This is a genomic window from Nitrospira sp., from assembly GCA_037045225.1.
Classification (GTDB): Bacteria; Nitrospirota; Nitrospiria; order Nitrospirales; family Nitrospiraceae; genus Nitrospira_A.
This window is the reverse complement of sequence record JBAOHZ010000009.1, coordinates 2569054-2587616: the sequence shown is the minus strand read 5'-3', so window position 1 is coordinate 2587616 and position 18563 is coordinate 2569054. Positions and strand designations below refer to the sequence as shown.

Annotated in this window: 20 protein-coding genes; 2 read left to right on the top strand and 18 right to left on the bottom strand. The window is 59.2% G+C overall.

What is annotated here, in order from left to right; genetic code table 11:
* Positions 1 to 10: 10 nt before the first annotated feature.
* The 3 genes from V9G17_12960 to V9G17_12950 form a co-directional block, all read right to left on the bottom strand.
* Positions 11 to 652: an outer membrane beta-barrel protein gene (locus V9G17_12960; protein ID MEI2753506.1), complete on the bottom strand. Its 642-nt coding sequence runs from the start codon at positions 650 to 652 to the stop codon at positions 11 to 13.
* Positions 653 to 814: 162 nt separating this feature from the next.
* The gene (locus V9G17_12955) at positions 815 to 1027 is read right to left on the bottom strand and encodes a hypothetical protein (GenBank protein MEI2753505.1); all 213 of its coding nucleotides are present in this window, start codon (positions 1025 to 1027) and stop codon (positions 815 to 817) included.
* 90 nt (positions 1028 to 1117) lie between these two features.
* Entirely contained in the window at positions 1118 to 2323 is a 1206-nt protein-coding gene (locus V9G17_12950; protein ID MEI2753504.1) for a hypothetical protein, read from the bottom strand.
* Between the two features lie 383 nt (positions 2324 to 2706).
* Between V9G17_12950 and V9G17_12945 the strand changes: the two genes are divergently transcribed.
* A complete protein-coding gene (locus V9G17_12945; protein MEI2753503.1) occupies positions 2707 to 3216 on the top strand; it encodes a hypothetical protein in 510 nt (169 codons plus the stop codon).
* A gap of 409 nt (positions 3217 to 3625) precedes the next feature.
* On the opposite strand, the gene pth is transcribed toward V9G17_12945, so the two are convergent.
* From pth to V9G17_12905, 8 genes are all read right to left on the bottom strand, one after another.
* A complete protein-coding gene (gene pth / locus V9G17_12940) occupies positions 3626 to 4216 on the bottom strand; it encodes an aminoacyl-tRNA hydrolase (protein ID MEI2753502.1) in 591 nt (196 codons plus the stop codon).
* A 5-nt stretch (positions 4217 to 4221) separates the two neighbouring features.
* Positions 4222 to 4989, bottom strand: coding sequence for a 50S ribosomal protein L25 (locus tag V9G17_12935; protein ID MEI2753501.1), 768 nt, complete (start codon positions 4987 to 4989; stop codon positions 4222 to 4224).
* Positions 4990 to 5026: 37 nt separating this feature from the next.
* A complete protein-coding gene (locus V9G17_12930; protein ID MEI2753500.1) occupies positions 5027 to 5968 on the bottom strand; it encodes a ribose-phosphate pyrophosphokinase in 942 nt (313 codons plus the stop codon).
* Positions 5969 to 6267: 299 nt separating this feature from the next.
* Positions 6268 to 7167 (bottom strand): 4-(cytidine 5'-diphospho)-2-C-methyl-D-erythritol kinase, encoded by a 900-nt coding sequence (locus tag V9G17_12925; GenBank protein MEI2753499.1) that lies wholly within the window; start codon positions 7165 to 7167, stop codon positions 6268 to 6270.
* 20 nt (positions 7168 to 7187) lie between these two features.
* On the bottom strand, positions 7188 to 8567 hold the full coding sequence (locus V9G17_12920) for a sigma-54 dependent transcriptional regulator (GenBank protein ID MEI2753498.1): 1380 nt from the start codon (positions 8565 to 8567) through the stop codon (positions 7188 to 7190).
* Positions 8552 to 10246 (bottom strand): ATP-binding protein, encoded by a 1695-nt coding sequence (locus V9G17_12915; protein MEI2753497.1) that lies wholly within the window; start codon positions 10244 to 10246, stop codon positions 8552 to 8554. The genes V9G17_12920 and V9G17_12915 overlap by 16 nt, the downstream gene beginning before the upstream one ends.
* Positions 10247 to 10455: 209 nt before the next feature.
* Complete coding sequence (locus tag V9G17_12910) at positions 10456 to 11673, bottom strand: type II secretion system F family protein (protein ID MEI2753496.1); 1218 nt, start codon at positions 11671 to 11673, stop codon at positions 10456 to 10458.
* A 166-nt stretch (positions 11674 to 11839) separates the two neighbouring features.
* Positions 11840 to 12382 carry a CDP-alcohol phosphatidyltransferase family protein gene (locus tag V9G17_12905; GenBank protein ID MEI2753495.1) on the bottom strand — a complete coding sequence of 181 codons (543 nt, stop codon included), beginning with the start codon at positions 12380 to 12382 and terminating at the stop codon, positions 11840 to 11842.
* A gap of 163 nt (positions 12383 to 12545) precedes the next feature.
* Here V9G17_12905 and V9G17_12900 point away from each other — a divergent pair, with 163 nt between their 5' ends.
* Positions 12546 to 12866, top strand: a complete 321-nt coding sequence (locus V9G17_12900; GenBank protein MEI2753494.1) for a hypothetical protein — start codon at positions 12546 to 12548, stop codon at positions 12864 to 12866.
* Here the strand turns inward: V9G17_12900 and V9G17_12895 are convergent.
* The 7 genes from V9G17_12895 to ftsZ form a co-directional block, all read right to left on the bottom strand.
* Complete coding sequence (locus V9G17_12895) at positions 12863 to 13990, bottom strand: serine hydrolase (protein ID MEI2753493.1); 1128 nt, start codon at positions 13988 to 13990, stop codon at positions 12863 to 12865. The genes V9G17_12900 and V9G17_12895 overlap by 4 nt on opposite strands.
* 110 nt (positions 13991 to 14100) lie before the next feature.
* Positions 14101 to 14613 (bottom strand): DivIVA domain-containing protein, encoded by a 513-nt coding sequence (locus V9G17_12890; protein MEI2753492.1) that lies wholly within the window; start codon positions 14611 to 14613, stop codon positions 14101 to 14103.
* Between the two features lie 21 nt (positions 14614 to 14634).
* Positions 14635 to 14931 (bottom strand): YggT family protein, encoded by a 297-nt coding sequence (locus V9G17_12885; GenBank protein ID MEI2753491.1) that lies wholly within the window; start codon positions 14929 to 14931, stop codon positions 14635 to 14637.
* On the bottom strand, positions 14931 to 15737 hold the full coding sequence (proC, locus tag V9G17_12880) for a pyrroline-5-carboxylate reductase (GenBank protein MEI2753490.1): 807 nt from the start codon (positions 15735 to 15737) through the stop codon (positions 14931 to 14933). The genes V9G17_12885 and proC overlap by 1 nt, the downstream gene beginning before the upstream one ends.
* 4 nt (positions 15738 to 15741) lie before the next feature.
* Positions 15742 to 16437, bottom strand: a complete 696-nt coding sequence (locus tag V9G17_12875; GenBank protein ID MEI2753489.1) for a YggS family pyridoxal phosphate-dependent enzyme — start codon at positions 16435 to 16437, stop codon at positions 15742 to 15744.
* A 113-nt stretch (positions 16438 to 16550) separates the two neighbouring features.
* Entirely contained in the window at positions 16551 to 17294 is a 744-nt protein-coding gene (pgeF, locus tag V9G17_12870; protein ID MEI2753488.1) for a peptidoglycan editing factor PgeF, read from the bottom strand.
* A 40-nt stretch (positions 17295 to 17334) separates the two neighbouring features.
* Complete coding sequence (ftsZ, locus tag V9G17_12865) at positions 17335 to 18537, bottom strand: cell division protein FtsZ (GenBank protein ID MEI2753487.1); 1203 nt, start codon at positions 18535 to 18537, stop codon at positions 17335 to 17337.
* Positions 18538 to 18563: the final 26 nt, after the last annotated feature.

The following is an 18563-nucleotide window of genomic DNA, read 5'->3' as shown; positions in this document are numbered from 1 at the left end:
GCTGCCCCTCCTAAAAATGATAGGACAGACCGACGAAGAGTTGATGTGCCCGATAGGTCGCATCAAAGCCGCCGACCGTCCCGAAGGCTCCACCAAAACGAAACGTCGAGTCCGTATATTTGTATTCGGTGAACAGCGCGACCTTCGGCGTCACGAACGCTCGAATGCCGACGAGGATATTCCCGCCGACCGACACTTGCGTATCACTCTCCGTGGTCGAGGATCGGCCCAGCCGCGCGATAAGTAACGCCGGGCCGCCGCCGAGATAAGGCTGCCAGGTGACGCCGGGATAGCGCAACACCACGTGGCCACCGAGGTTGGTCACGGACAGGTGGATGCCCGGCACATCATCTAGGTTCTTAATGTGCGGGGTACTGTGCGTGACATCCAGCTCAAGCCCGAAGATGCCATGCGAAGGGAAAAATCCCAGCTTGCCTCCGAAGGCAGGGCTCGTTTTCAGGTTGAAGTTGGGAGCGTCCAGACCGGCCAGCGGCCCGCTTCCACGGACATTGCGAAGGGGATCGGCGAAATTGGCGCCAAACTGCGCGGCCGCATACCATTCAGCTTGAGTTGGTGAAGGGGCGCACAGCAGAAGAAAACCACTCAATAATCCGGCACTCAACCCACTGCACACAAACCTAGTCCACACCATGGTGCTTACTCCATGGGCGAGGCGTATATGAATCATAACAGGCAATCGACTCAGCAGACTGGACAACTTTGGCTGGATCGAGCGAGGGATGTCGAATGCGTTACGGAGAAGACGCGAGCGGCTCAGGGGCTGGGATATCGAGTGAACTATTTCGACGTCCCGCTAGGGCTCATTGCGGGCGGATGAATTATAGAGGAGGTACAACACAATCCCACCGACCACGGCAATACCCACCCCTGCCAGAGCACGCGTGCCGAAACTCAACGGGCCGACGAAAAACTCCGCCGCGCCCGGCAAGACCACCGTCGAGACAATGACCAGCAGTAACGCAAACAGATGAATCCAGAGGTAGATGGGCTCGCCAGGTTTTCGCATAAATGATCGTGACGCTCCGCGCAGTGTACGAAGTCTGGCTTGATTATTCCACTGCAGAACGAGGGGGTGTAAGGAGACCAGGCCTGAGACTCACTCGAGCGTGAACCGCTTCGTTTCTTCGAGATGCTTGTTCAGATAGGGCATAAAGGGCGTCCCGCCGGTACCGACGGCGGTGGGATTGCTGGCGTGCGACTGGTGCTGCTGAAAAATATATCGCTCGGCGTACCCAATGTGAATGTCTCGAAACTGCGCGAGTAACTCCACGCAGGCGCAAAAGGCCGTCCAGAGTTCGGGATGCGTTGTTTTACGATCACGCGCATACCCATAGAGCAGCGGACGATGTTGCTCATCCGTGCGCGCTTCGAGCGCCGTCAGGAACGCCCGGTGGCGCGGAGGCATATAGTCACGCATCTCCACGAGATACTGTGTCAGCGGGTCATCGGCATGAGGGATTCCCAGGCCGGCATCCAAGGCCGGCACAATCGAGCTTTGCGAGCCGGTTTCGCCGCGGAATTGTTGCGGCCGCTCCGCATAGCCTGCGACCCCTTCGTAAATGACTCCCTGAGGCAATGACGGGCTGTTCTTCCAACCATGGATATAGGGCCGCACCCGGCTGTAATAGATATACGGATCACACCGCTCGGGCATGCGAAGCAGCGTCTCTCGCATCGCTTCCTGCGCAACGGCTAACGCGTGCAACCCTTGCAACACTTCGTCCGGCCTATTGTCCTGCGCCGCATTGTGCGCCTGAACCAATCCCGCCAACCCCATTCCCGCCTTCGCCTCAATATCGATGTGAATCAGGACGAACCATTCTTCATCCAAACCTCCCAGAAAATTCTGCAGCAGCACGACATTGCCCAACTCAATAGGCTGTAACGGATCGAGACGCCGCCAATTGTGCAGGGCATAGGAAGCATAGGACAGCACCGGCGGTCGACCAAGCTGCTGCGCCACCAGATACCAGGGGCAGGCCAGACTCGCCGGCAGCCTGGCTGCAGGATGGTCTGGATCTTCCCAGACGTAGGCATGACCGGCAAAGGAGAGGGTGCGCATCACGCAACGGAAAACATCGAGGCTCCAGTCATCCGCCACCGGACCCATGACCGCATGACGGTCCTGGACGAAATGTCGAAATTGTCGGGCCGTCAGGAGTTTCGGGAGCTCCGCGCCGATCTGATTCAGAACGGTCTCATCAGGCAACTGTTCAAGCGGATCAGTGGTCGGCAGAAAACCCCGCTCAGGAGAGATTTCGAAGCGGGACAGTGAGAGGAGATGATGGCTAGAGGTCGTCATGGTCTCTCCCATGAATCGTTGCGACAACTGTTTTTACTCTATCACAGTGATCCCACGTACTGCGGAACCATTCCGACGGCTGCCTCGGAAAAATCCTGCGCTGTATCCGGACAACATCCGTCCATTCCTCCTCGCCCAAACGGTGTAGACAAAATCACTCTCAACGGGAATGGCGCACACCTTCTCCCACTCATACAATCGCTTTGTTCCGGGCAAACGTCTCAGAAGAGATCCCTACAATGGTCAACGCATTGGCTTCAGCTGCCAGACCACCGCCGTTCCATTCGCACCGGGAGTATTGTTCACCCTTGGCGAGTCGATGACACGGGCCGCGGAGATCACGCGGTTCCCATCGTCTCGTACGCTCCGAAAGGAGTACTGCCATGAACTGGAACAACCTACAACGCAGCATGCGAGTGATTCTACCAGCTGGCTGTGCCCTCGCACTCGTGTGCGGCGGCACGGCACTCGCGAGCGAAACGTGGATCGATGATGTGTGGAACATCGTGGCGTTCGAAAAGGCGACCTACCCCACCTCAGATTTCGCTCCTTACTTCCAGAAGCTCGACCGCATCAAGACAGGCCTGGACCGAGGAGATCAGCAGATCGCCAAGATGGAAACCGACCGCTTCCTCAAGATGCTGATGGATCGACGGCACGGCATCAATGACGTGGCGGCAGACGAGATCTACAACTTTGTCTTGAGCGTCAGGCCAAACGGGTCGAATGACACAACCGCGTTGAGTTCGCCCCTCGAACTGGGTGCCAACACCGAACGTCCCATCAGCGTCCCGGACTTCACGGTGAACACACCCTATGAAGGGGGACCACTCTGCGGGTCAGCCGGGTGTGATTACTGGGGCAATGATGTGTGGGACCCAGGCGCTTCGTAACAGATGCGCCTCGTACGACGTTGACGTCGGCTTCGAGAGAGAAAGAGCGGTGGCCCCTGCAGCAGACAGGGGCCACCCGAGGTAGATCCTACTGACGCGATTTATACCTACAAGCCGCCGTTCATCTGAGCGAATCTACTGCCAGATTGGACGACACAGGACCGGCAGGGGAAGCGTCCTCCCACGACACACATTCGAGCGCACTCACCCATGCCTTGTCGGTTCGAGGCCGTGGCATGCTGACTATTACCTTCGATGACCAGGGAATCGTGCGCGGAGTTCAGACGGGGCAAACCAAAGCAACCGGCGGGCCTGGATCAAGGGCATCAGAATTGTAGTTTTTTAAATAGAACAAACAACAGCGGGATAGCCGGTCAAGTTAGGCATGAGCTCGACGCAGGCACCGAGGCTAACCCGGTCGCTCCTCGCCCTCCGCTTTTTCTCGCACGTTGAATTGATTCATCGCCGTGGCGACATCGCGGTTGAGCAGCAATTCGAGGGCATCGACCGCTCGCTCAAGGCAGGGGGCATAGATCGCCCGCTCTTCAGGTGACACCTGCTCCAGCACGTAGTCTGCAGTATCCTGCCTCGGTGCCGGACGGCCGACACCGATCTTCAGCCGCACGAACTGCGGCGTGCCCAACGCTTCAATGACGGACTTGAGGCCGTTATGGCCTCCGCTGCCGCCGTCCTGCCTGATCCGCAAGCGACCCGGCTCTAAATCCAGATCGTCGTGCACAACTACCAGGGCTTCGGGAGTCAGGCCAAGTTCGAGGAGGAGGCCCTTGAGGGGAGGGCCGCTGAGATTCATCCAGTCGAGAGTACCGGCGAGTTCGATGAGTTTGGAACCGGCGCGACCCGAGCCTCGCTGGGCCGCGCCTTTCCTGGTGAGACGTATCGACCAACGTGCAGCGGCCCGTTCGATCACCCAACAGCCGATATTATGCCGCGTGTCGGCATAGTCGGCTCCGGGATTGCCCAATCCAACGAGCAGGCGCAACGCAACTACTTCTTCTTTTCCGCTTCCTTCTTCGCAGGCGCAGCTCCGGCCTTGGGCGCGGCAGCTCCAGCTTTGGCGTCTCCCGCCTTGCCCGCTTCCGCACCGGCCGCTCCTTCAGCCACTGCCTTGCCCTTCACCGCCACCTCAGGCTCCTTGGCGCCTTCGGCACCAGGCGCACCGGTGGTCAGCAGGGATTCGAGCTTGGCATCGGTCATCGGCGCAGCCACGCTCACAACCATGTGCTCAAGGTCGTCTAAAAACCGCAAACCTTCGGTTTTCGGAACGTCCTTCAGGTGGATGCCCTGGTTGATTTGGAGCTGCGACGCATCGACTTCGATGAAGTCGGGCAAGACCGACGGGAGACATTCAATGTGGAGCTGACGCAACACATGATGCAACACTCCGCCTTCCTTCAACCCAAGCGGCTGGCCACCGGTCAAATGCACCGGAACCTTGACACGAATCGGCTTATCCATCGCCACTTCAAAGAAATCCGCGTGCAGGACGCTGCTCGTAATGGGATCGACCTGGAACTCCCGCAGCAACGCGATACGCTTGGCCTTGCTCTTCGCGCCGTTGATGGTAAGAGAAATGAGCGCGGTGGATCCTGCTTGAGAACGCAGAATTTTCACCAACTCATCGGGCTTGACTGAGAGCAGGAGACATTCTCCCTGTCCGTACAACACGGCCGGGACCCGGCCTGCACGACGAAGTTGACGCGCGGGCCCCTTGCCCCCACCTTCTCTGCTTTCAACGGTTAAATCGAATTTCATGATACTCCTCCTCGACCAGTCGCTCGACGCGGACGGCCTACACGAATAACGAACTTACTGATTCATCTTCATGGATACGCCGGATCGCTTCTCCAAAGAGAGGCGCCACCGACAACACCTTGAGTTTCGGACACTTCTGTTCTTTGCCTCGCAGGGGAATCGAATCGGTCACCAGCACTTCAGTCAAGCCGGATTGTTGTATACGCTCCAATGCGGGCCCCGATAACACCCCATGCGAACAACCGGCCCACACTTCACGCGCACCTTTATCGAGGCAGGCCTGCGCGCCCTGGACGATCGTGCCCGCCGTATCAATCATATCGTCGAGGAGCAAGGCGCTCTTGCCCTGCACATCGCCGATGATATTCATGACCTGCGCCTGATTCGGCCCTTCCCGCCGCTTATCGATAATGGCGAGATTCGCCTGCAACCGCTTCGCGAAGGCCCTCGCGCGCTCCACGCCGCCGGCATCCGGCGACACCACCACCAGATCCGACACCTTCCGCTTCGTGATGTACTCCATCAGCACCGGTAAGGCGTACAGATTATCGACCGGAATATTGAAAAACCCCTGGATCTGGCTCGCGTGGAGGTCCATGGTCAGCACACGGTCTGCGCCGGCCGTGGTAATGATGTCGGCAACCAGCTTCGCCGAGATCGGCACACGCGGCTGATCTTTTCGGTCCTGCCTGGCATACCCGAAATAGGGAATGACCGCCGTGATACGGTTGGCCGACGAGCGTTTCAGGGCATCGATCATGATGAGCATTTCCATGATCGAATCGTTGACCGGAGAACAGCAGGATTGGGTGACGAATACGTCGGCCCCGCGCACGTTTTCTTCCACACGGATCCGGATTTCGCCGTCACTGAAGGAAGACACCGTCGCCGCACCAAGAGGCAAGTCGAGGTACGAGCAAATCGCCCGCGCAAGCGCAGGATTGGCGCTGCCCGAAAAGAGCTTGAGTTCCCTGTTCATCCGACCCCTTCGATGCCGTACGAGGCGATGCCGATGCTGTAACGGTGCTTGTCGAGTTCGTAAAAACGGTGGGCACGGACAGGACCCGCTGTGAGTCCCGCTGACCTCGCGCACTGTCAGGACAAGAGGACGCCTACCGAAGCTCAGCACAATAGCGAAAACGCCGGGAAGTTGTCAACCGATCTGCGGTCGACAAAACGTCCACTGCGCGATGTGGGTGGGGGCGCCCGATCAGCTTTCGATCGGTTGTGGCCTTGCTCCCCCGGCCGTGCTGCCCCCCTGGCATTGGCGCTTAGGGCTCAGACTGCACTCATCACCGGAGTACCCGCCGCCGGTACGGCATACACCTTCATCCTCGAATCACGAGCCAACACAGCCGCAGCCCGCTCCGCATCAGTCCGCCCGGGAAATACCCCGAACATCGTGGCACCACTCCCCGATAAGAGCGCGACTTCGGCCCCTTGTTCCAGCAATTGCGTTTTGATCTCGGCCAATACCGGATGCTGCCTGAAGACCGGCGCCTCAAAATCATTCTCCACCAGGGGAATGATTTCGGACCAATCGACAACCGGACGGCTGCCCAGCTGCAGCAGCTCCGGAGACAGCGGGCGCGTCCCCGCCCTGGTGGCAGACAGCTGCTGGTACGCCCACTTGGTTTCGACAGGAAACCCGGGGTTCACCAGCACGATCCAACGACTGCCCGTCACCTGCACGGATCGCACCTCTTCCCCTCGCCCGGTGACACAAGCAGCCGGCCCCACAAAAAAGAACGGCACGTCACTTCCCAACTGCTGCCCGACCTCCGCCATCTGCTGGACCGACCAATTCACGCCCAACAAACGAGTCAGGCCGAGAATGGTTGCCGCTGCATCGCTGCTGCCGCCGCCCAGTCCGGCGCCTAGAGGGATACGTTTGGTGAGGACAATCGACAGATCAACGGGGCGATCGATTCGCGCCAAGACCAGCTGTGCCGCTCGATAAACCAGGTTGCTCTGATCGGCCCCCAATGCAGCATGGTCGCAGCGCAACACAATCCGAGACGCCGCACTCGGCTGAAGGGTGAGGAGCACCTCATCATCGAGGCCCACGGTGTGCATCAACGACCAGATGGCATGAAAACCGTCAGGACGCCGTTCGAGCACGCGGAGGATGAGATTCACTTTCGCAGGGGTCAGAACACGCAGGCTGGTCGCATTCACTCGCAGATTACTGGGCGGCGCTAATCCCGGCCTCCTTTGATTTCGTATTTTTCGAGACGGTACCGGAACGACCGGGTATTCAGCCGCAACAATCGCGCGGCTCGCTTCTTGACCCACTGACTGCGCTCGAGCGCCTTCAACAACAGATCCTTCTCGATCGTGTTGATGAGCCCTTCTAGGTCCAGGCCATCTTCAGGCAACTCAGATGGCAGCGCCTGCTGGTTGCTCACCGGCTTGTGGAGCCATCCGCGAATATCCGCATCCGTCACCGACGACCCCGTTGTGAAGGCCACGACACGCTCGACCACGTTCTCCAATTCGCGAACGTTGCCTCGCCACTCATGCGCCAACAGCACGCGCATGGCCTCCTGGCTCATCGTCGGCACTGGTTTACCACTTTCCTTGGCAAATTTCTCTAAGAAATGTTGGCTCAACAACGGAATGTCACCGGTCCTCATGCGCAGCGGCGGGAGCTTGATGGGAATCACATCCAGGCGATAATACAGATCCTCCCGGAAGGCGCCTTCCGCGACGGCTTTCTCCAAATCCCGGTTCGTCGCCGCGACGATGCGGACATCCACCTTCACATCCTGGGTTCCGCCCACCCGCCGGAACTCACGCTCTTGAATCACTCGCAACAGCTTCACCTGGATGGCCGGGGTCGTATCGCCGATCTCATCGAGAAAAATCGTGCCTCCGTTCGCCACTTCGAACAGACCCGCTTTATTGGAGATCGCCCCGGTGAACGAGCCCTTCATGTGGCCGAACAGTTCACTTTCGAGCAGAGTTTCCGGCACCGCGCTGCAATTCACCGTCACGAATGGCATGGAGGCGCGCACACTGTTGAAGTGGATCGCCCGAGCAACCAGCTCTTTGCCGGTCCCGCTTTCACCACCGATCAACACATTACTCTTCGAATCGGCCACCTTCTTGATGACGTCATACACTTTCTGCATCGCCTCGCTCTGGCCGATAATCTGTGAGAACGACGACTGGCTGGCCAGCTCCCGCTTCAGGAGCATATTCTCCGTCGACAACCGACGCCGCTCGATCGCGTTGCGAATGATCAGCTGCACTTCATCGACCTGGAACGGCTTGGTGAGATAGTCATAGGCGCCGTGCTTCATCGCCTCCACCGCCGAGTCGGCGGACGCAAAGGCCGTGATCATCAGCACCACGGTGTCCGGGGACGTCGCCTTGACGGCCTTCAGAACTTCAAGCCCACCCACCCTGGGCATCTTGAGGTCGGTGATGACGAGGTCGAAAATTTCTTTCTGCACTTGCGCGATCGCTTCATCTCCGTCCGAGGCCACGGTCACTGCATATCCCGCGCGCTTGAGCATGATGCTCAACACTTCGCGCAAGCTCTGCTCGTCATCGACGACTAAAATCTTTTCCACAGTTCCCTTCCTTCATGCCGTAGCCGGACGCCCGCCTCTGCAGACTGCGGAAGACACACGACGAACCGTGCCCCCTGCCCGACCTCGCTTTCGACCTTGATCCACCCATCGTGCAACTCCACAATGCGGTGAACTTGAGCCAGCCCCAGCCCGGACCCTTCTTTTTTCGTGGTAAAAAACGGCAGAAAGATTTTGTCGAAATTCTGCTTAGGAATGCCTTCTCCGTTATCCTGAAATCCGATTTCGATCACATCGGATCGGTGCCCGCCGACGTCTACTCGCCGCACCCCGGTGACGATCGTCAAGGTCCCTCCCTCGGGCATGGCATCAAAGGCATTGACGGCCAGATTCCAGAACACCTGCTTCAGCTGGTCCTGATCGACTTGGGCCATAAGTGGGTTCGGCGTCATGCGGGACACGATCGTGATACCGGATCGAGATCGAGCTTCATGTTGGATCAGATCCAACGTATCGGCAAGGACTTTGTTCAAATCGTGCTCCACCAGATTCAACGCGGGCGGGCGGGCGTACTGCAGAAACTCGGTGATGATATTGTCGAGCCGCCTGGCCTCACGAATGGCAATATCCATCAGTCGCTGGCTGGTTTCATCGGGGCCGACATCCTGCCGCAGCATCTGCATCGCCCCCGCGAGCGCGCCGAGCGGATTGCGGATTTCATGCGCCATCCCCGCCGACATCTCGCCCAAATTCGCGAGCCATTCCCGTCGGCGCATCTCCTCTTCCAAATAGCGAATTTGTGTCAGATCCTTAAACACACCGACCAAGCCACGCTGCGTGCCCTCTGCATGCAACGGAGACACCGTCATTCCCAGCACCAGCCGACTCCCGTCTGCATGGAGACAGTCCACCTCGAATCGCAAGGGGGAGACGGACATCAGCGCAGCTTCCTCAGTTGGGTCGCCGGAATGCCAATTGAAGACATCCCGCCACACACGCCCTTGCACATCAGCGAAGGCATAGCCGGTCACTTCATGCGCCGCCGGATTGAACGACGTGATGCGTCCCTCTTCGTCCGTCGTAAACACACCGCTACTGATACTTCGTACGATACTCTCGTGAAAGACTTGCAGCCGATTGAGCCCTTGCTCCTTTTCACGCAACGACTGATCCGCGTCGCGAAGCTGGTCGGCCAACACACCGCTCAGGAACCCCACAACCAGAAACGCCAGACCATAGACTCCAAACGTTTGGAGCGTTTCGCCACCTTCCAGCCGACTCGGAGGCAGCCAGCCGGAGGTATGGAGCAGCCCCACATGCTGCACCCACGTGATCAGACCGAACAGAAGGGTGCAGCCCGCTCCGGTCACCAACCCCACACGGCGATGCGGCACGAGACTGGCGACCGACACGGTAATGATAAACAGCACCGCAAAAGGGCTTTCGATTCCGCCTGTCCTCGCTACCAGGATAGTCTCCAGCACAAAGTCAAAGCCTACCTGTAGCCACGTAAACGCCGCGAGCGCAGCAGGAGCCGTCAGCCGGCGCAACAAAAGAGCATACGCGATGGTCGTCGCATAGGTGAGGATGATCAGCGCGGAGAACGTCGGCACTAACTGACCGCGGGTAGACTCAAACACCAAGGACAGCCCCAACAGGAGCGTGACAATCGCCACGCGGAGCCCCATGAGCCAGTGAAGTCGCGTCTTCAACTCAGGCATCGAGCGCTCGCCCGGCAATGTGCGGTACGAGTCTGCGAGTGGCAAGGCCTGGGACGTCGAATCCAAGGACGGCTCAACACCGGTGGTCCGAACTGGAAGAGTGGGAGACAGCATGGGGGGCGCATTGCCCTGGATGGATGTGCGGCGCATGGTCCAGGGAGACCATCGAACCATGCGCCGTAGCACGGATACGACTGTGCGGCGTCGCCCTATTGGATGGCCGACGCCATCGTGAAGATCGGAAGATACATCGCGATGACAATAAACCCGATGATGGTACCCAGCACCACCATCATGATCGGTTCGAGCAGCGAGGTCAGCGTCTCAACCGCCTGATCGACTTCGTCCTCATAAAAGTCGGCAATCTTGCCCAGCATGGCATCGAGTGCACCGGTGGATTCGCCGACCGCGATCATATGTGTGACCATTTTGGGAAACACGTTACACTTGGCCAGCGGTTCGGAGATCGTTTTTCCTCCGCTGATACTCACCCGCGCATTCATCAGCGCTTCCTCGATCACCTTGTTGCCGGATGTCTTGGCGCAGATGCTCAGCCCCTCCAGCAACGGCACACCGCTGGTGATGAGAGTGCCCAGCGTACGGGTGAACTTCGCCACGGAGGCCTTCCTAATCAGGTCGCCGACGATCGGCATCTTGAGGAGCAATCGGTCGATGACGACTCGTCCATTCACAGTCGCGTAATATCGCTTGATCGCGATCACCGCCCCAACCATGGCACCGCCCATGGCGTACCAGTAACTTTGGAAAAAGTTACTGACATTGATGACGATCTGGGTCGGACCAGGCAAGCCGACTTTCCCGCCCGACATTTCCAGAAACATCTGCGCAAAAACCGGAATGACCCACACCATCAATACGCCGATGATGACGACCGCCACGCCGACGATCGCCGTGGGATACACCATGGCCGACTTGATCTGGCCCTTCAGCTTCATCGCCTTCTCGATGTGCTTGGCCAGACGAGTCAGAATCGTATCGAGCAGACCGCCGACCTCACCGGCATGGATCATATTGACGTAGAGGTCATCAAACACTTTGGGATGTCTTTTCAGCGCATCGGAGAACGTCGAGCCGGCTTCCACGCTGTTCTTCACGTCGCCGACCGTTTCGCGCAAGACTTTATTTTCAGATTGTGTGGAAAGGATGTCGAGGCATTGAATCAGGGGCAGTCCGGCATTGATCATCGTGCCGAACTGGCGGGTGAAGACCACCAGATCCTTGTCGGTAAGCCCACTCCCAAGGCTAAACTTGAACTTTCCTCCCATGCCGGACTTTTCTTCCAGGCTGGTCACGACGACCTGCTGTTTGCGAAGCTGCTCCACCGCCTCATCCCGAGTCTTGGCGGTGAGCTCGCCCTTCTTCACAGCACCCTGGCGGTTCCGTCCGACATAGGCGAATGTACTCATAACGCGGTTTCCACTCCTTTGAGGCCCAGGTAGGACACGTACGTATGCAGCGGAAAACTATGATCGAAGTCTATAAGACGACCTAAAAACTGTCAAACGAATGCACGAAAGCGGGCCCGTGGCGGAGACTGCACGACGCGGCCACCAAATCGTCGACGCGTTACGCCTAGTTGGACGTGATGCGGCAATAGCCGCGAAAGAGATAATGCAGGCCGGACGTGAGGGTCACGCCGCCCATCAGATACAGGAGCGGGTCAAGCGTCCTGAGATCGAGCCGTCGAGAGGCAAAAAACACAATCGCGACCAGCGTCGCGAGTTGAATCAGCGTGGTGCCCTTCCCCAACACCGTCGGCGAAATATCGACCTGGGTATGGGTGAAATGGGCGACGCCCGCGCCCAGCATCAACATGAGATCACGGCTGGCGACCAGAATCGTCAGCCAGAGCGGGACCAGATGCATCACGGAAAGCGTGATAAACCCTGTCGTCAGCATGAGCTTGTCGGCCAGGGGATCTAACACCTCTCCGAGCCTAGTTCGTTGATCAGCCACACGAGCAATGATTCCGTCCAAGGCATCCGTCAACCCGGCAATGAAGAGCGTGGCCAGCGCGTAGTCGAATTGCTCATAGTTGAGCAATCCCACATACACCGGGATCAAGAGGATGCGCAGCATCGTCAGACTGTTGGGAACGTTTATGTTCATCGACATAGAAGATGCTCGCATCGGCGCCTCGACGTTTGAGCACCGCGACGCGAATCGCGCATCATAGAAACCCCCGGGAACCTTGTCAACGACGGTTGCACTCCGGAAAGGAGGTCCCTATAATCCAGACCCGTAAGACGCTCTCTGCGGATGATGGACGGAGGTTTGTATGAGTGGACTCCCCCTCCTCTTTAAAAAAGAGGGATTAATCGAACGGCATCAAGTCGAGGGGATCGACCCGAGTGATCGTTATTTCAATCGGGCCGTTCTGGTCAATCGTGTGGCGGCGGGCTATACGGGTAAAGTTACCTATGAAGCGTATGCCGTGGAAGGCCCAGCGCACCCCACGACGAATGCGGCCGTCAAGGCCGTGGTCGAAAAACTCATGCGAGTGGGGTTTACCCGATTGCGCACCCGCCTCAACTTCAAGGGCACCCGCTACCTGGCCGAAAAAGAAACCTGGACCGACTATCCGGACCTGCCCGCCTAGACCCCCAACAATTCCCGGCAAATCAGATCATGAATGAGTGGACGGAAAGTTTTGATCCGTTCATTGCGCCTCGTCGGATGTACCCGGTTGGACAGCAGGACCACTTCCAACTCTTTGACCGGATCCATCCAGAGCGACGTCCCCGTATAGCCGAGATGCCCGAACGATTCCGATGTGAAGTGAGCGCCGGAAGAAGACGGGGCTGACGGCGTATCCCACCCCAAGGCCCAGCTGGCATTCGGGACTCTCTGCTGCCGGGTTGTAAACAACGTGACCAGGTCAGGGTCTAACAATCCCGCCGTCCCGCGCCGGCCTTCCATCCACGCCTTCGCCACCGCGAGTACGGCGCGCGCCGTGCCAAACAGCCCGGCATGGCCGGCTACACCGCCCAGCGCAAAGGCATTCTCGTCGTGCACTTCGCCGCACAACAGACGTCCCCTCCAAGGATCGTCTTCCGTCGGAGCAATCGCAGCTGATTCCAAGAAGGCAGCTGGGGTGGCGTGCATCCCACGCGGGATGTACGCAAGCGGCTGTGCCTCGAGCGGACGGTAGATCTGGTTATTGCAAAACTGGTCCAACGACTCGCCCGCCAGCCTCTCTACCACCCATCCCAGCAGCATGAACCCCAGGTCGCTATACAGACTGCGCGAGCCCCGCGGGTAGACCAACTCCTCCTGCGCTATGTAGCCCAGCACCGCCTCACGCGCCGCAACACGTCCCGGGAACCCGGGCTGGGCGACCTCACGCGAAGCCAGCCGCTCGTAGTACGGTCGCCAACCGGGAAGCCCCGCGCTATGCGTGAGCAATTGACGAAGAGATGCCACACCCGCCGCACTGCCTTGCAGTTCATTCAGGATCTGATCGACCCGATCTTCCAATGCCAACTTGCCGCGCTGCATCAGTACCAGCAAGGCCGTCGTCGTTGCCAACACCTTGGTCAGAGAAGCCAGGTCATAGCAGGTGTGAATCGTCACCGCTTCGTCGGGATTCTGCTGCGACAAGCGGCCGGCGGCACCTTCATAGACGACCATCCCACGCAATCTGACGGCCAACACTGCGCCGGGAAACGTACCGTCATCGACCGCCGCCTGCAACGCGGCCTGAATGGGGTGTGGTGTAACCATCGATATACGTCTACAGGAGGTTTACGGAGAGAGGAAGAGGGAACGGAACGGCGGAGCCTCCTGGCAACCACGCCGCAGACGGAAAAGAAATCTCAACAGGCGCCAGATGCTCAACGGGCCGTGCTTGATTCGCCGGCTAGCTTTCCTTGGACCGAAGCTGCGTCCGACTGAAAGGTATCGCTTTCTTCCACTTCCAACATGCGCTCGAACGAGCGCAGGGTCGAACGGAATCGTTCCACCATCATCAAGCGTTGTTTCTGGAGGTCTGCGAGGCCACGTTGCATCTCGGAGAGACTCACTCGGGCCTGCCGGATAATTTCACTCGCCTTCAATTCAGCTTCTTTCACAATCAAATCAGACTCGCGCTGCGCAGACCGTTTCACATCCTCCGCCAAGGTCTGGGCGGAGACCAGAGTGTTCGACAAGGTCGTCTCTGTGCGTCGCAGGTCGGTGACCTGCTGCTCAGTCGCGGTTAGCTTTTCACGAAGGGCACTGTTTTCTCGATTCACGTTCTCGACGGTCAATGCCAGCTCCTCGAGGAACCGGTTCACTTCGTCCCGGTCATAGCCCCTGAACTTGACCTGAAAGACCATTTGCTGAATGTCGATGGGAGTGATTTTCATGCGACACCTCTTGCCCGACGGTTAATGCATCCGTACGGCGATATCCCGTAACGATTGAACCACGGCATATTGTAAAAAGACAAGAATCAGGATGGCGATCATGGGCGACAGATCCATCCCCATACGCCATCCTACCAGCCGACGGATCGGCGTGAGCACCGGCTCCGTCGCGCGCTCCAAAAACTGCACGATCGGGTTCCACGGATCCGGATTGACCCACGAAATCAACGCGCGGGCGATGATGACCCACATGTACAGCCACAACACCGTATCCAAGACCGTTGCCGCTCCCTGCAACACATTGCTCATCACAAACATCAGCGTCCCAACTCCTGTGAACGTTTCGTGGCCGCCTCGACGGCCGCCATCAAACAGCTCCGCAGCCCTCCGGCCTCCAATTGATAGAGCCCAGCGATCGTGGTGCCTCCCGGCGACGCCACCTGGTCTTTCAACCGGGCCGGATGTTCACCCCGCTCCAACACCATTCTCGCGGCGCCCAAGACCGTCTGCGCAGCAAGCAATTCAGCGGTCGCCCGCGGCAAACCCATCCGGACCCCGCCGTCGGCCAATGCTTCAATCGCGACGAAGACATAGGCGGGTCCGCTTCCGCTCAGGCCGGTCACCGCATCCATAAGTCGTTCCTCGACCGACACGACCGACCCGACCGCCTCAAACAAAGTCCGCACCGCGGTCAGATCGTCGGCGTGCAGATCAGACGGATAGGTCAACGCGGTCACTCCTTCTCGCACCAGAGCCGGCGTGTTGGGCATCGCCCGGACGATTCCTCTGGCACTCACGATCCGCTCACGAATCCAGGCGGTCGTCACACCGGCGGCAATGGAGACGATCAATTTCCCGGCGCAGGCCGACCCCACATCACCAAGCACCGCCGGCATCGCCTGCGGTTTCACCGCCAGGACCACCACGTCGGCCTCGCGGACAGCCTTCGCATTTTCATCGCCGACGCGAATGCCAAAGCGCGACTTCAACGCATCGCGGCGCGCGGCAACCGGGTCCGTCGCACAAATGGCCACAGGCTCACAGGCCCCTGCGGCCAGTAGTCCGCCGATCAGGGCCTCCGCCATTTGCCCGCCTCCGAGGAAGACAATCGGTTTCGTCAGCATCGACCTACTCACCTCGCGCTCCGAAAATCGCCGTTCCCACTCGCACGTACGTCGCGCCTTCCTCAATCGCAACGGGATAGTCGTGCGACATACCCATCGAGAGTTCCTGCATATTAATGTTCCTGTACCCCCGCGCTGTCAATCCCTGAGCAAGCGTCCGAAGTTGTCGAAAATAGGGACGCGCGTCTTCCGCCGTTGGAGTGGGTGGGGGAATGGCCATGAGGCCGCGAATATCCAGATGCTCGAGTCCGTTCAGAGATTCCAGGGCTGCGACCAGTGTCGTTGGCTCAAATCCTCCCTTGCTGGCTTCTCCACCAAGATTCACTTCCAACAGCACACGTTGCCGCAGCCCCACGGCCTTCGCCTGCCGGTCGATCTCTTCCGCCAGGCCGAGGCTATCGACGGAATGAATCGTCTCAAATCGACCGACGACCGATTTTGCCTTACGACGTTGCAGGCTGCCGATGAAGTGCCAGATGACGCCTTCGCGTCCCAACCCATCGATTTTCGGCAAGGCTTCCTGGAGGCGATTTTCTCCGAGGTGTCGAACGCCGGCGTCCACCGCCTGACGCAGCCGTTCAATCGATACGGTCTTGGATGCGGCGACAAGACGAACGGATTCCGGCAGACGCCCTGCACGAGCGGCCGCACGGTGCATTTCGTCCAGCACCGTTCGAACCCGATCGGCAATCGTACCCACCCCTGCCTCCATCCAGCCGCCTAGCGGGTTGCTCCATGTTCACGGTCACCCCATGTCGCCCACGAGCAGACTATTCAACAAGCGTGGAACATCGTCGCGGCGGCGGGCGGAGCTCACCTCGACCGACGGGACACGAGCGCAATCCCACTCACCATCGTCGCCTTCACCACACCGTCGCGGCGATAACTATAAAATCGCTCGGGCTGACAGATCGTGCAGGCATCGACCGTGGAGACTCGTTCGGCGGCCAGTCCGTCAGCCAACGCCTGCAGTCGCACAAATGCGCGCAAATCCAGATGCGCCTTCTGCGCACTCACCGGCTTCACAACCGATTGCCACTCGGGAAAGACCTCCCGCAGTTTTGCAAGGACCGGCTCATCCACCTCGTAACAGCAGGGACCGGCGGAAGGACCGATCGCCATCTGCAGTCGATCGGCGGTCGCCCCGAACCGGCTCACCATCAAGGCCACCGTCTTCGGCACAATACCGGCCACCGCACCCCGCCAGCCTGCATGGATCGCCGCCACCACCCGTCGATTCGGATCGTAGAGCAGGACCGGCACACAATCGGCAGTCCGCACGGTCACCATGACCCCTGGCTGATCGGTCACCAAGGCATCCCAGCCACCTTCGAACACGTCGCCCTGCTCGACCGGCTGATCGACGACCAGCGCATCCGTTCCATGGACTTGTTTGACGGACAGGACTACGTTCGCCCCTCGCCCGTCTTCCCGTGGCCCTGGCGCAGAAGCTCGACCCGGCGTCACCGAGAGGGACGACAACCGGGTGCCGAAAAAATGTTCCACCCCATCCGCGTGCGTCGCAAACGACGGCGCGGTGATGACGTCCGACACCATCCCCGTTCCAAGCCTCGCAGTGACCGATGCCGTGTCCTTCTCAGTCGGCCTGCTTCCGCAGGAAGGTCGGCACATCCCATTCATCGTCACCGACCACCGCGATCCGCTCCACCGCTTCCCGTGTCTCGCCCATGCGGCGAAGGAACGTGGGGCGATCGATGTCCTTGATGGGTCGATCTGAACCAGTCGCATGCACGCCGGTCAGCACCTGTTGCGCCGGACGCCCGTTGGGAGTCCTGGCCGCAGGACGTTCTGCCGTCACGGCCGGTCGCGCCACCGGTTGTTCTTCCCGCTCGAATCCGGTTGCAATCACGGTCACGATCAGATCATCGCCGATCTCAGGATTGATGACCTGTCCGACGATGATGTTCGCTTCGGCATCCGCCGCATGCTGCACAATCGACGCAGCTTCTTCCACTTCATGCAACGACATGTTCGGACCGCCCGTAATATTCAACAGCACCCCGCGAGCGCCTTCGACGCTGCCCTCTTCCAACAGCGGGCTGCAAATGGCCTTCTGTGCCGCTTCCTGCGCCCGGTTGGCACCACGCCCGATCCCCATCCCCATCACTGCACGACCTGTGTGCGCCATAATGGTCCGCACGTCGGCAAAGTCCACATTGACCAGTCCGATGGTCGTGATCACGTCCGCAATGCCCTGAATCGCCTGGCGCAGCACGTCGTCCGCCACCTTGAACGCATCCAACAACGGGGTCGCCTTATCCACGATTCCCAGCAACCGTTGATTCGGGATAATCAACAGCGTATCGACGTGCCTGCCGAGATCGCGAATGCCTTCTTCGGCATGGCTCATCCGTCGATGTCCTTCATATTGGAACGGCTTGGTCACAACCGCCACGGTCAGGATACCCAATTCGCGCGCAATGCTGGCCACGATCGGAGCCGCGCCCGTCCCGGTGCCGCCGCCCATTCCGGCGGTGACAAACACCATGTCGGCCCCGACCAGGCTCTCTCGAATCTCATCCTTGCTTTCCAACGCAGCGTCACGTCCCACTTCAGGCTTGGCGCCGGCGCCGAGACCGCGAGTCCGTTCCGGACCGATCTGAATCTTATAGGACGCCTGGGACCGTTCGAGCGCCTGCACATCCGTATTGGCGGCCACAAAATCGACCCGGCACAATCCGCCGGTGATCATCGTATTGACGGCGTTACACCCCGCTCCTCCGACCCCGATCACTTTGATGCGAACGGGGGATTGCGGCTCCTCTTGAAATGAAAACATCGTGGCACCTCCCTTGACGATAGTGC

Excerpts from the sequence above, each read along its gene's own strand:
- V9G17_12960 (MEI2753506.1), bottom strand. The coding sequence starts at position 652 with ATGGTGTGGACTAGGTTTGTGTGCAGTGGGTTGAGTGCCGGATTATTG.
- proC (MEI2753490.1), bottom strand. The coding sequence starts at position 15,737 with ATGCTGACGAAACCGATTGTCTTCCTCGGAGGCGGGCAAATGGCGGAG.
- V9G17_12950 (MEI2753504.1), bottom strand. The coding sequence starts at position 2,323 with ATGACGACCTCTAGCCATCATCTCCTCTCACTGTCCCGCTTCGAAATC.
- V9G17_12945 (MEI2753503.1), top strand. The coding sequence starts at position 2,707 with ATGAACTGGAACAACCTACAACGCAGCATGCGAGTGATTCTACCAGCT.
- V9G17_12930 (MEI2753500.1), bottom strand. The coding sequence starts at position 5,968 with ATGAACAGGGAACTCAAGCTCTTTTCGGGCAGCGCCAATCCTGCGCTT.
- V9G17_12955 (MEI2753505.1), bottom strand. The coding sequence starts at position 1,027 with ATGCGAAAACCTGGCGAGCCCATCTACCTCTGGATTCATCTGTTTGCG.
- V9G17_12910 (MEI2753496.1), bottom strand. The coding sequence starts at position 11,673 with ATGAGTACATTCGCCTATGTCGGACGGAACCGCCAGGGTGCTGTGAAG.
- V9G17_12905 (MEI2753495.1), bottom strand. The coding sequence starts at position 12,382 with ATGTCGATGAACATAAACGTTCCCAACAGTCTGACGATGCTGCGCATC.
- V9G17_12890 (MEI2753492.1), bottom strand. The coding sequence starts at position 14,613 with ATGAAAATCACTCCCATCGACATTCAGCAAATGGTCTTTCAGGTCAAG.
- V9G17_12915 (MEI2753497.1), bottom strand. The coding sequence starts at position 10,246 with ATGCCTGAGTTGAAGACGCGACTTCACTGGCTCATGGGGCTCCGCGTG.
- V9G17_12885 (MEI2753491.1), bottom strand. The coding sequence starts at position 14,931 with ATGTTTGTGATGAGCAATGTGTTGCAGGGAGCGGCAACGGTCTTGGAT.
- pgeF (MEI2753488.1), bottom strand. The coding sequence starts at position 17,294 with ATGGTGTCGGACGTCATCACCGCGCCGTCGTTTGCGACGCACGCGGAT.
- V9G17_12935 (MEI2753501.1), bottom strand. The coding sequence starts at position 4,989 with ATGAAATTCGATTTAACCGTTGAAAGCAGAGAAGGTGGGGGCAAGGGG.
- V9G17_12895 (MEI2753493.1), bottom strand. The coding sequence starts at position 13,990 with ATGGTTACACCACACCCCATTCAGGCCGCGTTGCAGGCGGCGGTCGAT.
- V9G17_12900 (MEI2753494.1), top strand. The coding sequence starts at position 12,546 with ATGAGTGGACTCCCCCTCCTCTTTAAAAAAGAGGGATTAATCGAACGG.
- ftsZ (MEI2753487.1), bottom strand. The coding sequence starts at position 18,537 with ATGTTTTCATTTCAAGAGGAGCCGCAATCCCCCGTTCGCATCAAAGTG.